General features: G+C 71.0%; 13 protein-coding genes and 1 pseudogene. 6 read left to right on the top strand and 8 right to left on the bottom strand.

Annotation, left to right across the window (positions count from 1 at the left end; genetic code table 11):
• Positions 1–31 precede the first annotated feature (31 nt).
• From OG844_RS27425 to OG844_RS27415, 3 genes are all read left to right on the top strand, one after another.
• On the top strand, positions 32–1,120 hold the full coding sequence (locus tag OG844_RS27425; RefSeq protein WP_406393847.1) for an LLM class flavin-dependent oxidoreductase: 1,089 nt from the start codon (positions 32–34) through the stop codon (positions 1,118–1,120).
• A gap of 5 nt (positions 1,121–1,125) precedes the next feature.
• Positions 1,126–1,785 (top strand): FMN reductase, encoded by a 660-nt coding sequence (locus OG844_RS27420; RefSeq protein ID WP_406393845.1) that lies wholly within the window; start codon positions 1,126–1,128, stop codon positions 1,783–1,785.
• Positions 1,786–1,909: 124 nt separating this feature from the next.
• Positions 1,910–2,332, top strand: a complete 423-nt coding sequence (locus OG844_RS27415) for a universal stress protein (RefSeq protein WP_406393843.1) — start codon at positions 1,910–1,912, stop codon at positions 2,330–2,332.
• Positions 2,333–2,403: 71 nt separating this feature from the next.
• On the opposite strand, the gene OG844_RS27410 is transcribed toward OG844_RS27415, so the two are convergent.
• The 5 genes from OG844_RS27410 to OG844_RS27390 all read right to left on the bottom strand — a co-directional run bounded on the left by OG844_RS27410 (position 2,404) and on the right by OG844_RS27390 (position 6,488).
• On the bottom strand, positions 2,404–2,775 hold the full coding sequence (locus OG844_RS27410; protein ID WP_406393841.1) for a hypothetical protein: 372 nt from the start codon (positions 2,773–2,775) through the stop codon (positions 2,404–2,406).
• Positions 2,776–2,871: 96 nt separating this feature from the next.
• Positions 2,872–4,008 carry a MerR family transcriptional regulator gene (locus OG844_RS27405; protein WP_406393839.1) on the bottom strand — a complete coding sequence of 379 codons (1,137 nt, stop codon included), beginning with the start codon at positions 4,006–4,008 and terminating at the stop codon, positions 2,872–2,874.
• An 83-nt stretch (positions 4,009–4,091) separates the two neighbouring features.
• A complete protein-coding gene (locus OG844_RS27400) occupies positions 4,092–4,949 on the bottom strand; it encodes an ABC transporter permease (RefSeq protein WP_406393837.1) in 858 nt (285 codons plus the stop codon).
• Positions 4,946–5,917 carry an ATP-binding cassette domain-containing protein gene (locus OG844_RS27395; protein WP_406393836.1) on the bottom strand — a complete coding sequence of 324 codons (972 nt, stop codon included), beginning with the start codon at positions 5,915–5,917 and terminating at the stop codon, positions 4,946–4,948. The genes OG844_RS27400 and OG844_RS27395 overlap by 4 nt, the downstream gene beginning before the upstream one ends.
• 160 nt (positions 5,918–6,077) lie before the next feature.
• Positions 6,078–6,488, bottom strand: a complete 411-nt coding sequence (locus OG844_RS27390; protein WP_406393834.1) for a hypothetical protein — start codon at positions 6,486–6,488, stop codon at positions 6,078–6,080.
• 126 nt (positions 6,489–6,614) lie between these two features.
• Here OG844_RS27390 and OG844_RS27385 point away from each other — a divergent pair, with 126 nt between their 5' ends.
• Both OG844_RS27385 and OG844_RS27380 read left to right on the top strand, forming a co-directional pair.
• A complete protein-coding gene (locus tag OG844_RS27385; RefSeq protein ID WP_406393832.1) occupies positions 6,615–7,493 on the top strand; it encodes a hypothetical protein in 879 nt (292 codons plus the stop codon).
• 100 nt (positions 7,494–7,593) lie between these two features.
• A complete protein-coding gene (locus tag OG844_RS27380; protein ID WP_406393830.1) occupies positions 7,594–8,535 on the top strand; it encodes an NADP-dependent oxidoreductase in 942 nt (313 codons plus the stop codon).
• Between the two features lie 23 nt (positions 8,536–8,558).
• Here the strand turns inward: OG844_RS27380 and OG844_RS27375 are convergent, their stop codons facing one another.
• The gene (locus OG844_RS27375) at positions 8,559–8,963 is read right to left on the bottom strand and encodes an RNA-binding S4 domain-containing protein (protein WP_406393828.1); all 405 of its coding nucleotides are present in this window, start codon (positions 8,961–8,963) and stop codon (positions 8,559–8,561) included.
• Positions 8,964–9,122: 159 nt separating this feature from the next.
• A complete protein-coding gene (locus tag OG844_RS27370) occupies positions 9,123–11,192 on the bottom strand; it encodes a PhoX family protein (RefSeq protein WP_406393826.1) in 2,070 nt (689 codons plus the stop codon).
• 268 nt (positions 11,193–11,460) lie between these two features.
• Between OG844_RS27370 and OG844_RS27365 the strand changes: the two genes are divergently transcribed.
• On the top strand, positions 11,461–13,086 hold the full coding sequence (locus OG844_RS27365) for a VWA domain-containing protein (protein WP_406393824.1): 1,626 nt from the start codon (positions 11,461–11,463) through the stop codon (positions 13,084–13,086).
• Here OG844_RS27365 and OG844_RS27360 read toward each other — a convergent pair.
• Positions 13,020–13,207: pseudogene (locus tag OG844_RS27360) on the bottom strand (ATP-binding protein); the annotation flags it as partial. The gene OG844_RS27365 and the pseudogene OG844_RS27360 sit on opposite strands and share 67 nt — an antisense overlap.
• Between the last annotated feature and the right edge of the window lie 34 nt (positions 13,208–13,241).

Here is a 13,241-nt window from a genome sequence, read left to right as displayed (position 1 = left end):
AATGTTCAACCATTAGCTGGAGGCGGGCGCCATGCAGTTCGGGATCTTCACCGTCGGGGACGTCACCACCGACCCCACGACCGGTACGACGCCGAGCGAGAACGAGCGGATCAAGGCGACGCTCGCGATCGCGCTCAAGGCCGAGGAAGTGGGCCTGGACGTCTTCGCCACCGGCGAGCACCACAACCCGCCGTTCGTCCCGTCCTCGCCGACGACCACGCTCGGCTACATCGCCGCCCGCACCGAGAAGCTGATCCTGTCCACGTCCACGACCCTGATCACCACCAATGACCCGGTGAAGATCGCGGAGGACTACGCCACGCTCCAGCACCTCGCGGACGGCCGCGTCGACCTGATGATGGGCCGCGGCAACACCGGCCCCGTCTACCCCTGGTTCGGCAAGGACATCCGCCAGGGCATCCCGCTCGCGATCGAGAACTACGCCCTGCTGCACAAGCTGTGGCGCGAGGACGTCGTCGACTGGGAGGGCAAGTTCCGTACGCCGCTCCAGTCCTTCACCGCGACCCCGCGCCCGCTGGACGGCGTCCCGCCGTTCGTCTGGCACGGCTCGATCCGCTCCCCGGAGATCGCCGAGCAGGCCGCCTACTACGGCGACGGGTTCTTCCACAACAACATCTTCTGGCCCCTGGAGCACACCGAGAAGATGGTGGACCTCTACCGCCGGCGCTACGCCCACTACGGACACGGCACCGCCGAGCAGGCCATCGTGGGCCTCGGCGGCCAGGTGTTCATGCGCAAGAACTCGCAGGACGCGGTACGGGAGTTCCGCCCGTACTTCGACAACGCACCGGTCTACGGCCACGGGCCCTCCCTGGAGGACTTCACGGAGCAGACCCCGCTGACCGTCGGCTCCCCGCAGGAGGTCATCGAGCGGACCCTGTCCTTCCGCGAGCACGTCGGCGACTACCAGCGCCAGCTGTTCCTGATGGACCACGCGGGACTGCCGCTCAAGACGGTCCTGGAGCAGCTCGACATCCTCGGCGAGGAGGTCGTGCCCGTGCTGCGCAAGGAGTTCGCCGCCCTGCGCCCGGCCGGCGTGCCGGACGCACCCGTCCACCCGGCGGTCACCGCCGCCCGCGCCACCCAGAAGGAGGCCTGACCACCGTGTTCACCACCGCCCCCCTGAAGATCGTCGCCGTCGCCGCCGGGCTGAGCAGCCCCTCGTCCACCCGACTGCTGGCGGACCGGCTGGCCGACGCCGCCCGTGAGCAGCTGGCGTCCGGCCAGGACCGCAGGGTCGACGTACAGGTCATCGAGCTGCGCGACCTCGCCGTCGACATCGCGAACCACCTCGTCACCGGCTTCCCGCCGAAGGGGCTCAAGGCGGCGACCGACGCGGTGACCGGGGCGGACGGGCTGATCGCCGTGTCACCCGTGTTCACCGCCTCGTACAGCGGACTGTTCAAGTCCTTCTTCGACCTGATCGACAACACCGCCCTGACCGGCAAGCCCGTCGTCGTCGCGGCGACCGGCGGTACAGCCCGGCACTCGCTGGTCCTCGAGCACGCGATGCGCCCGCTCTTCACCTACCTGCGGGCGGTCGTCCTGCCGACGTCCGTATACGCGGCGTCCGAGGACTGGGGCTCGTCCGGCGACGAGTACACCGAGGGGCTGCCCTCCCGGATCCGGCGCGCGGGCGGTGAACTCGCCTCCGCGGTCATGGGGCGGACGGTCTCCGGGGCGTCCCGGTCGCTCACCCTCGACGACGGCGAGGACGCCGTCGTGCCGTTCGAGCAGCAGCTCGCCGAACTGCGCACCACCTGAACGGAACACCTTGAGGCCTGCCGTCGACCCACAGACCCCTGATGCCCGTTCTGGTTAGAGTTGTCACGAATAGAGGCATGGTGAGAAGCAGGCCAGGAGTGATCGGACCGAACGGGAGGCAGACATGGGCAGGATCGTCGTCGGCGTGGACGGCTCGGATGCGTCGATCAAGGCGCTGCGCTGGGCCGTGCGCCAGGCAGAACTGACCGGGGACACGGTCGAGGCGGTCAACAGCTGGGAGTACCCCGCGTCCAGCTGGGCGTCCATGATGCCGGGCCTGCCGGAGGACTTCGACCCGCAGGCCGTGGCGATCGTGGCCCTCACCGAGGCACTGGAGGAGGCCCTCGGCGCCGAAGGCGCGGCATCGGTCAGCAAGGTCGTCGTGATCGGGAACCCCGCGCAGTCCCTGCTCGACCGGGCCGCGGGCGCGAATCTGCTGGTCGTCGGCGCCCGCGGCTACAGCGGCTTCAAGGCGACGCTGCTCGGCTCGGTCAGCCTCCACGTCGTACAGCACGCCCCCTGCCCGGTCACCGTCGTCCGCGACTAGGACCTCCTCCTGATCCGGCTCACGGGCGGGCCGCCCACGCGGTGGCCCGCCCCTTTCACGGCCGGACGGTTTCAGCCCTGGGAATTGACGTGTTCGAGCACCCGGGCGAACTCCTCGGTGGGCGAGAAGTCCACGTACTCGCAGTCCTCGAGCGCCTCCGGGGCGTGGCCGGGAGGCCAGTAGTACGCCTGCCCCTCCTCGTAGATCTCGTACGACTCCGAGTCGGCACCTGTCCACATCTTCAGCCGGCCCTTGAGGAGATAGCCCCAGTGGTTGCAGGGGCACAGGTCGTCCGGCAGGCCCTTGAGCGCCGGGCGCATGTCCGTGCCCTTGGGAAACCGGACGAAGGCGACCGTCAGGTCTCCCCCGATCTCCTTCATCCGCAGTTCCGCCCCCTCGCCTTCGAAGGCAACGGGCGTCTCGTTCCTTGTCGTGGCCGTCATGGCTCCTCCAGGGCTTCTCAGGGCAGGTCCCTGTCCCTGTCTTCCAGTCTGGTCCCGGCCCGCAGGGGGTGCGACATGACGAGCACGGCTCCGACGTCAGAGCGCGACGATGTCGGCCACGACGCAGGCCACGTTGTCGGGACCTCCCGCGTCACCGGCCAGGGCGACCAGATCGCGCACGGCCGCGTCCGGGCCGTCCGCCGCGATGACCGCGCGGCTCACCTCCGCCTCGTCCACGACCGCGGACAGACCGTCCGAGCAGAGCAGGTAGCGGTCGCCGGGCAAGGTGTCGTGCAGCCGCACATCCGGCCGGGCCCCGTCCTCGCCCGGGGCACCGACCAGCGCCTTGAGCAGCAGCGCACGCTGCGGATGCGAGGCCGCCTCGTCCTCGGTCAGCGACCCGTCGTCGATCATCGACTGAACCAGGGTGTCGTCGTGCGTGATGTGGAACAGCTCCCCGCCCCGCAGCACGTAGGCCCGCGAGTCCCCGATGTGCACCAGCCCCAGCCGGGAGCCCGTCCACATCAGCGCGGTGAGCGTGGTCCCCGACTCCGCCGGAGCCGCACCGCCCGCCACCGCCGCCCGTACGGCCTGCGAGGCGCGGTCCGCCGCGTCCTGGAGCGTGCCGAGCAGGTCGGCGGAGTCCACCGCCCCCCGTGCCGCAGGCTTCAGCGCGTCGATCGCCGCCGCACTCGCTCCGGCACCGCCCTCCCCGAAGCCGTCGGCCACGGCGAGCAGCCTGGCTCCCGCGTACGCCGTGTCCTGCTGGGACTCCCGCACCGCACCCGGGTGGGCGAGTGCCGCGTACCTGATCCCGAGTGTTCCCGGCCCGCTTCCGGACTCGTTGCCGTTCGGCATCCCGACGTTCCCCTTCGCTGACAGATGGTCGACGAGGAAAGCCGCCAGCTCCCGCCGGGCCGCGGTTTCGGCCTCCACCTGCGCCCGGTAGGCGCGGATGTCCGCGGCAGCCGCGCCCTCGTCGAGCGTGACCACCTCCGCGATCCGGGCGAGCGGCATCCCGATCCGGCGCAGCCACGCGACCAGCCGGGCCGTCCCGGCCTGCGCCCGGTCGTAGTACCGGTAACCGTTCACCGGATCGACCAGGGCGGGCCGGAGCAGGCCCAGCTCGTCATAGCGGCGCAGGGCCTTCGCGGAGAGCCGTGACAGCCGGGCGAAGTCCCCGATCGTCACCAGCCCCGTACCGTCCCCGGCCACCCGGCTCTCGCGTTCCACGCACGACCTCCTCGTACCGGACGGGGTTCGTCCGGTCCCGCCGATGCTGGAGCTTCCCCCACCGGGAGGGTCAACGGCCGAAGTCACTTCCGGTTGTAGAGCCGCATCGTCACCGTGCCGAACACCACCACGAACAGGGCCGACCAGCCCAGCGACCAGGCGATGTCCGTCGCCGGCCAGTTGCCGGCCATGAGCTCCCTGACCGCCGTGGCCACATGGGTGACCGGGCTGTTGTTCACGAAGGCCTGCAGCCAGCCGGGCATGGTCTTCGGGTCGACGAACACGTTGCTCAGGAACGTCAGCGGGAAGATCACCATCATGCTGACGCCCATCACCGACTTCTCGGTGCGCAGCAGCAGCCCGAACATCGTCCAGATCCAGGAGAACGCGAACGAGAACACCAGCAGCAGGGCCACGCCCGCCAGCACTCCCGGCATCCCGCCGTCCGGCCGGTAGCCGATGATCATGCCGACGGCGAGCATGACCGCCGAGGCCAGCACATAGCGCAGGACGTCGCCGAGCAGATAGCCGACCATCGGCGCGGGCCGCCAGATCGGCAGCGTACGGAAGCGGTCGAAGACGCCCTTGGTGATGTCGGTGTTCACCGAGACACCCGTGTACATCGTGATCATCACGACGCTCATCACCAGGATGCCGGGCAGCAGGAACTGGATGTACGCCTCGGTGGAACCGGCCAGCGCTCCTCCGAAGAGGTACGTGTACATCAGCACCATCATGATCGGGAACGCCGTGACATCGAACAGCTGCTCAGGCACGTGCTTGATCTTCAGCATCGCCCGCCAGCCGAAGGTGAAGGACGCCGACAGAGCACTGGGCCTGGGCGGCCGCTCCTGGCCGACCAGCAGGGAGGCGAGCGTCTCGGCGTCCGGCGCGGCGAGCTCGAAGTCTTCCGTCTGGGTCTTGGCCGGTGCGGTACTCACGCCGACATCCCCTTCTTGTCCGTGAGCGCGAGAAAGACCTCGTCGAGGCTGGGCTGCCCGAGCGCGAAGTTGTCCACGTGGATGCCGCACCTGGCCAGCTCGGCGAGCGCCCGCGCGGCCCGTTCCGCCGCGCCCTTCTCCGTGCCGTGGCCGTTGACCGTGGCCGTCAGCGCCACCGGGTCCGGGTCCAGCTGGACCGTGGCGTCCAGCTCCAGCGCGAGCACCCGCTCCGCCTCGGGCCGCTGGGCGGGGTCCCGCAGGCGCAGATGCACCGAGCCGGAGCCGACGGATGCCTTGAGCTCGCCCTTCGTGCCCTCGGCGATCACCTTGCCGTGGTCGATGACCGCGATGCGCGAGGCCAACTGGTCGGCCTCGTCCAGGTACTGCGTGGTCAGCATGACCGTCGTGCCCTGGGCGACGACCGCCCGCACGATGTCCCACACCTGATTGCGGCTGCGCGGGTCGAGCCCGGTCGTCGGCTCGTCGAGGAAGAGCAGGTCCGGGGTGTTCAGAATGGACGCGGCGATGTCGATGCGGCGCCGCATGCCGCCCGAGTAGTTCTTCACCTGCTTGCCCGCCGCCTCGCTCAGCCCGAAGGCCTCCAGCAGCTGCGCCGCCCTGGTCCGGGCCGCGGGCTTGGAGTGCCCGAGCAGCCGGCCCAGCAGCACCAGGTTCTCCGTACCGGTCAGGTCCTCGTCGACCGAGGCGTACTGCCCGGTGAGGCTGACCCGGCTGCGGACCGCGTCGGCGTCCTTCACGACGTCGTGGCCGAAGACCCGTGCCTGGCCCTCGTCCGGGCGCAGCAGCGTCGCCAGCATCCTTACGACGGTGGTCTTCCCGGCACCGTTGGGTCCGAGGACGCCGTAGACGGTGCCGGTGGGAACGGCGAGATCGATGCCGTCCACGGCACGGTTGTCGCCGAAGATCTTCACCAGCCCCGTTGTCTCGATGGCCAGTTCAGTACTCATGGTCCCTTCCTTGTCGGGATTGCCGGGATTACCGGGAGGAGGTCGGGGGGCAGGGCCACGATGGCACGGGAGCACGACGCCGCGGGGTACGTCAGAAGGAAAAGCGTGGCCGCCAGATCCGATCTGGCGGCCACGCACCGGCCCGGGAGGGACCCGGCGCTCAGTCCTCCCGCGTGTAGTAGAGGTAGAAGGCGGAGCAGAACATCCCTGCACCGACGACCAGCCCCAGCACGCTCGACGAGAACACGCTGTTGCCGTTGAGGCTGTAGAGGAAGCCGATCGCGATGCCGGTCAGCGCGCCGTACGCTGCCGCCCGCAGCTCCCTCGGCAGGGCGGGCCCGACCCTGCCCAGCACGAAACACAGCGCGGCGAAGGCCACTCCTGACACGACACCGAGCCAGATCTGCCCGCCGGTGGTCGCCCCGCCGTCGCGCCGGATGAAGAAGGCCCAGAAACCCAGGATCACGCCAAGCGTGAGGGGCAGCGCCCAGGCGAGCGCGCTGTGCGTCCGCCGTGCCGGTGTGCGGGCATGCATGCGTCGGCGCGTCGGCATCGTTGCGTGAGTGGCCATGGCGGACAGCTCCTTCCCTCGCCCCCGTCCTCCGTCACTCCAGGGCACACCCGACCGCGCCGACCGGCAACTCGAATGGGCTACGGCCCGGAGCGCCTCGGCCCCGCACGGGATTGTCTGGGTGGTGTGCGGACCTACATCTCAGCGGCTCTGTCGGCAGTACTGCTGGTCCTGCTTGCCGTGCTGGTGCCGGTGAGCGCGCTCTCCGCGTGGGTCGACCTGGAGATCGACGACACCGACCGGTACCTGGCCGCCGTCTCCCCGCTGGCCTCCGACCCCGATGTCCAGAACACCGTCGCCACCCTGGTCACCGACGAGGCGATGAAGAACATCGACCTCGGCCCGCTCCAGGAGACCCTGGAGCAGTTCCTGCACGAGACCGTGCAGTCGTTCACCACCACCGAGTCCTTCCAGCGGGCCTGGGACACCGCGAACCGGACGGCGCACCACGCCGTGACCGCCGCGCTGCACGGTGACAGCGGGCAGCCGGTGATCATCGATCTGGCGCCGGTGATCGAGCAGGTCAAAGGGGAACTGCTGAACTCCGGAGTGCCGTTCGCCGACCAGATCCCGGTCGGGAGCACCGCGATCACGGTGCTCTCGGCCGACCGGGCGGACGACCTGCGGAGCTCCTTCCAGTGGCTGCGCCGGTGCGGCGTCTGGCCGGCCGTGGGGACGGTGGTGCTCCTCGTCCTGGTGTTGGGTCTCGCGCTCGTACGGGGAGGTGTGCGGGCCGGGCTGGGCACCGCCGCCATGGTGGGCGGCGGGCTCGTGCTCGGCGCGATCGTGCTGCGCATCCTGGTCGCGGTGGGCCGCGACCGGGTGCTGGACGAGGTGCCGGGCAGCGACCGGGGCGGTGCCGCGGCCGTGTACGACGCGCTGACCGCTTCGCTGCGGACGACCGTGTGGATCGTGATCGTGGTGGGCGCGGTCCTGGTGGTCGGCGGACTGGTGGGACGGTACGTGTCGGCGCGGCGGGGCGCCGGACGGAACGCCGGGACGTAGGAGGGTGGCTCCGGCCCGCCGGCCTCCGACATGCGCGGGCACGTGGGCCGGGCGAAAGTGGGACCCGTGAGAGCAGGGGGGCGACTGAGAGGTCTGCCGTATGCGAGCCATCGCTGTCAGCGCGTTCTGTGCGGAGCCCTGTCTCGTCGACGTGCCGAAGCCCGATCCCGATGCGGGCGACGTACGGGTGAAGATCGAGTACGCGGCGCTCAACCCGCTCGACTGGCAGACCGCGGACGGCGCCCTGGACGGGGTTGCTCCCCATACCTTCCCGCTGATCGTCGGAGTCGACTTCGCGGGCCGGGTGGACATGATCGGCAGCGGCGACAACCGCTTCCGGGTGGGTGACGCCGTCTTCGGCCGGGTGACCGCGCCCCCGGTCGGGCGCTGCGGGGCGTACGCCGAGTACGTGTCCGTGCCGCAGGACTCCCCGATCGCCCTGGTGCCGCGCGACCTGCCGCTCCAGATCGCGGCGGCTCTCCCGTCCGCCGGGACGGCCGCCGCGCAGATTCTGGGGGGCACGGCGGTCCGCAGCGGCCGGAGTCTGCTGATCATCGGCGCGGCGGGCGGCGTCGGCACCTTCCTGACCCAGCTCGCCGCCGCCCGGGGGATCGGGGTCGTCGCCGCGGTACGGGGCGACGAGGAGAAGCGGATGCGGGCGTTCGGCGCCGCCGCCGCGGTCGACACGACCCTCGGTCCCGGTGAGCTGGCCGCAGCGGTACGGGACGTGTACCCGAACGGTGTCGACGCGCTCGTCGACCTGGTCTCCACCGACCCGGACGACTTCGCCGCGCATGCCGCGCTGGTGCGCGACGGCGGTGTCGCCGTCACCACCCGGGGGGTCGCGGGCCCGCCCGGCGTCGCGCGGGTCGACTTCCGGCTCGCCCCCGCGGCGGAACTGCTCGAATCACTGGCCGCCCGCGCGGTGCAGGGCGAGCTGGCCGTGCCGGTGGACGCCGAACTCCCTCTGGAGAAGGCCCCGCAGGCGCTCGCCCAGAACCGCACGGGCGGTGCGCGCGGAAAGACCGTCTTCGTCCTGTGAAGCCGGTCCTTCGACGAGAAGCCCTAGGACGGGCCGGGTCCCCGCTCCTGGAGGCGTTCCATCTCCCGGCGGTCGCGCTTGGTCGGGCGTCCCGCGCCGCGGTCGCGGACCGGGACCTGGATCGCGGCCTCGCGCGGCGGCGGGGGCGGGCTGTTGTCGACGAAGCAGTCGGCGGCGACCGGCGGCCCGACACGCTTCTTCACGATCTTGGAGACGACCACGATCCGGTCCCGGCCCGCGTGCCGCAGCCGTACCTCGTCGCCCGCGTTCAGCGCCTGGGCGGGCTTGGCCCGCTCGCCGTTGACCCGCACATGCCCTGCCCGGCAGGCGGCAGCGGCCTGCGACCGGGTCTTCGTCAGCCGGACCGACCAGATCCAGACGTCGACCCGGACACTTCCCTCCGCCTGCGGCGCCTCACCGGAAACCATGCAACCGACTCTAGTGCGGTGAGGCGCCCCGGACGGGGTCAGGAACCGAAGTCGCCGATGACCTCGGCCATGTTGTAGCCGTGCATCTCACGCTTGCACCCTGCACCGCATGGGCACAGGCCTGATGTCTACCGAAAGCGGCAGGGGAATCGGGGCGGTTCAGACGCCGATGTCGCTGCCGTCCTTGCGCCAGACGGCGACGACGGACGGACGGACGATCCGGCCGGGTCCGTCCGGCCAGGTGCTCGCCGGCTTCTCGACGGACGCGCCGTCGATCTCGCCCGGGTGCTGCACGGCCACCAGGACCCGGCGGTCCTGGATCACCGGACCGCAGGTCTCGGCGCCGGACGGCACGGTCAGGAACTGCTTGAGCTCACCCCGCCGTTCGCCCTGCGTCGCGACACCGAACAGGCCGTCGTGCGAGCCGAGCTGGGCGCCGTCCGTGGAGATCCACAGGTTGCCGTGGTCGTCGAAGGCCACGTTGTCCGGGCAGGAGATGGGGCTGACCTTCTCCTTGGGGAAGCCCGCGAAGTACGTCGACGGGTCGTTCGGGTCACCCGCGACGAGGAAGAGCCGCCAGGCGAAACCGTCCCCCGCCGGGTCGTCCCAGTTCTCCGCGAGCTCCAGGATCTGGCCGTGCTTGTTGGCGTTGCGCGGGTTGGCCTCGTCCGCACCGGGCTTGCCCGCCTTGCCGCGGTCGGTGTTGTTGGTGAGAGCGATGTAGACACGGCCGGTACGCGGCGACGGCTCGACGTCCTCGGGGCGGTCCATCTTCGTGGCTCCGACCTTGTCACCGGCCAGGCGCGTGAAGACGTACACCTCCTCGGCGGTCATGCCGGGCACGTGCGAGGTGCTGCCCGTGGCGAGCGGGATCCAGACGCCGCTGCCGTCGAACTCGCCGTCGGAGGGCAGCTTGCCCGTGCCGTCGAACTCCGCGGCCGGAGAGTCACCGGTCAGCTTGGCGACGTACAGCGTGCCCTCGTCCAGCAGGGTGAGGTTGTGCTCGCGCGCGGCACGCGAGTTCCCCTTCTTCATCTTCTTGCTGGAGACGAACTTGTAGAAGTAGTCGAAGCGCTCGTCGTCGCCCATGTAGACGACGGGGCGGCCGTCGGCGGTCAGCCGGGGCTGCGCCGCCTCGTGCTTGAAGCGGCCGAGCGCGGTCCGCTTGCGCGGGACGGAGTCGGGGTCGTACGGGTCGAGCTCGACGACCCAGCCGAAGCGGTGCGCCTCGTTGGGCTCCCGGGCCAGGTCGAAGCGCTTGTCGAAACGCTCCCACTTGCGCTCGGTGGCGCTCGCCGCCATGCCGTAGCGCTTGTCCGTGTCGCTGGAGCCGTTGGCGAAGTACTGGTTGAAGTTCTCCTCGCCGTGCAGCGTCGTACCCCACGGGGTGGTGCCGCCCGCACAGTTGTTGAGCGTGCCGAGGACCTTGCGGCCGGTGGGGTCGACGGAGGTACGGAGCAGAGGGCTGCCCGCGGCCGGGCCGGTGACCCTGAACTCGCTGGTCGCGGTGAGGCGGCGGTTCAGCGGGTGACGGCTGACCGGGCCGAGCCTGCCGGTGCGGCTCTCCTCCTGGACGACGACCACGGAGAGTCCGTGCGCGGCCCAGGCGATCTCGACCTGCTCACGGGTCGGGTTGGCCGGATCGTACCCACGGAACATCAGGATCTCGTCCGTGTACTCGTGGTTGGCGACCAGTACCTGGCGGCCCCGCTCGCCGGGGAGCGGGAGCAGGGAGAGGAAGTCGTTGTTGTAGCCGAACTGGCCCGCCTGTGCCTTCGCCGACTGCTTCTCCGGGTCGAAGGCGGGGGCGCCGCGCAGGATCGGCTCGCCCCAGCGGATCACCACGTTCTGGCTGTAGCCGTCCGGGACGGTCACCTTGTCGTTCTTGTTCGGTGCCACGGGCGCGAAGCGCAGGCCGCGGGCGCCCGAAGGGGTGTTCTGGTGCGGGGGCTTCGGCGTGTGGCCGTGGCCCGCGAGCGCGGCGGCCTCGGCGCGCGGGGCGCCCGGGCCGGTGAGAGCGGCGGTTCCGGCGGCAGCGGCGACGGTCACCACCGCGGCGGCGCGCATCATCGACCGGCGCGACAGGGCACCGGCGATGATGTCGCCGGCGTACTCGTTTCCGCTGGTGTTCGGTATCTCCTGGAAACAGGCGTCACCGCAGCGGTAGCGGCACGTCAGCGCAGAGCGCCCGCCCTGGTGCGAGCCGATGAGCGGCAGCAGATTGCGCACGTTGTTCGTCCCTCCGTCTGTGTCCTGCGTGACGGTAGGTGTGCATCCACGCGGTACGAGGGACAGCCGGTGAACGAGGGGTGAAGTCCTGGCCACCGCTGGTCTCAGGGCTCAATTGGAGTTCGGTTGGAGCTCGGTTGACACAGGGGCGGGCCGCGCCACCGAACGGCCGGATCCGGCCGCTAACCTTACGTATCCGCCCTGGCCAGGGATCAATTCCCGCAGTACGGACATTTATCGCCACCAACTCATGCGAAAGGCCTCGCCCATGGGCATTCGGAGCTTGCTGCGCAAGGTGTTCGGCCGCACGGAGCAGGACGAGCCGGTCACGGCCACCGTCCCGCCCCAGGCCGGGCGCACCCAGCCCACGGAGCCGGAGCCGGAGACCACCACTTCGGCGGCCGAGCCCGCGAAGGCCTCGGTACCGGCACCGGCCTCCTCCTCTTCCACGCGGTCCACCGCGGACCGGGAGAACGGACTGGCAACGGACCTGGTGGCGGAGGCCTTCGACAAGGCGGCCACCACCACATCCACCTCAGCTTCCGGGCCCACGCCGACGGTTCCGGCACAGGGGTCGGCTCCCGACGCCAAGCCGGCTGCGGCAACCGCGACCGTCGCGGAGACCAAGACCGTTGCGGACGAGCCGGCTGACCCGGCGCCGATCACGATCGACATCGACGCGGAGCCGGAGCAGGCGCCCGTCGTGGTCGCCGAGCCCGCCGAGACGGTCGTCGAAGCCGAGCCGGTCGTCGAGGCCGTCGAGGCCGAGGCATCCCCTGAGCCGGTCGCCGAAGCCGCTGAGGTCGAGGCCGCCCACGAGGCCCCGGTCACCGAGTCGGCCATCGTGCCCGAACCTGTCGTCGAGGTCGTCGAGGCCGAGCCGGTCGTCGAGATCGAGCCGGTCGTCGAGGCCGCTGAGGTCGAGGCCGCCCCTGAGCCGGTCGTCGAGGCCGAGCCCGTCGTCGAGGCCGAGCCGGTCGTCGAGATCGTCGAGGCCCCCGCAGCCGAGCCGGTCGCCGAGGTCGTCGAGGCGGAGACCGTCGTCGAGGCCGAGCCGGTCGTCGAGATCGAGCCGGTCGTCGAGGCCGCTGAGGTCGAGGCCGCCCCTGAGCCGGTCGTCGAGGCCGAGCCCGTCGTCGAGGCCGAGCCGGTCGTCGAGATCGTCGAGGCCCCCGCAGCCGCCCCGGCCCCCGCTGTCGGCGGTAAGCCCGCCGTCACCCTCGCCCGGATCAAGGCCGCCGCGCCCGAACTCGTCGCCCCGTACAAGGCGGCGCAGGCCGCGCTCGAGGCGCACGGGCTCACCGCCCTCCGGGCGAACGTCTACCTGGTGCTCGACCGGTCCGGGTCGATGCGGTCGTTCTACAAGGACGGCAGCGCGCAGCACCTGGGCGACCGCACCCTGGCACTCGCCGCGCACCTGGACGAGAACGCCACCGTGCCCGTCGTCTTCTTCTCGACCGACATCGACGGCACCGGCGCGATCGACCTCACCGCCCACGAGGGCCGGATCGACGAGCTGCACGCGGGTCTCGGACGCCTGGGACGTACCAACTACCACCGGGCCGTCGAGGAGATCGTCACGCACTACGAGAAGTCCGAGGCCACCGGGCCCGCGCTGGTGATCTTCCAGACGGACGGCGCCCCGGACGCCAAGCAGGCCGCGAAGCAGGCGCTGGCGGACGCGGCACGACTGCCGCTGTTCTTCCAGTTCGTCGCCTTCGGCGACGAGGACGCGAAGGGCTTCGACTTCCTGCGCAGGCTGGACGTCGAGAACGCCGGCTTCTTCCACGCCGGTCCGGCCCCGCGCGAGGTGCCCGACGCGACGTTCTACCGCGAGGTGCTCGCCGGGCTTCCCGCCTGGGCAGCCGCCCGCGGAATCGTCGCCGGGGACTGATCCACCGGCGGCGGTACGGTCACGGCGAACCCGCCCCCGGGCCGGGTACCGCCGTGACCGTACCGCCGTGAGCCACCGCAAGAGAACGTACGAGCGATAGGCCGAGTCCCGAGCCCGAGCCCTTCCACCCGGTCCTCCATGGTCCCCGAGGCGGT

The sequence above is a fragment of the Streptomyces sp. NBC_00887 genome (assembly GCF_045207585.1).
The sequence above is the reverse complement of the archived record's forward strand: the minus strand, read 5'-3'. Positions and strand labels throughout refer to the sequence as shown.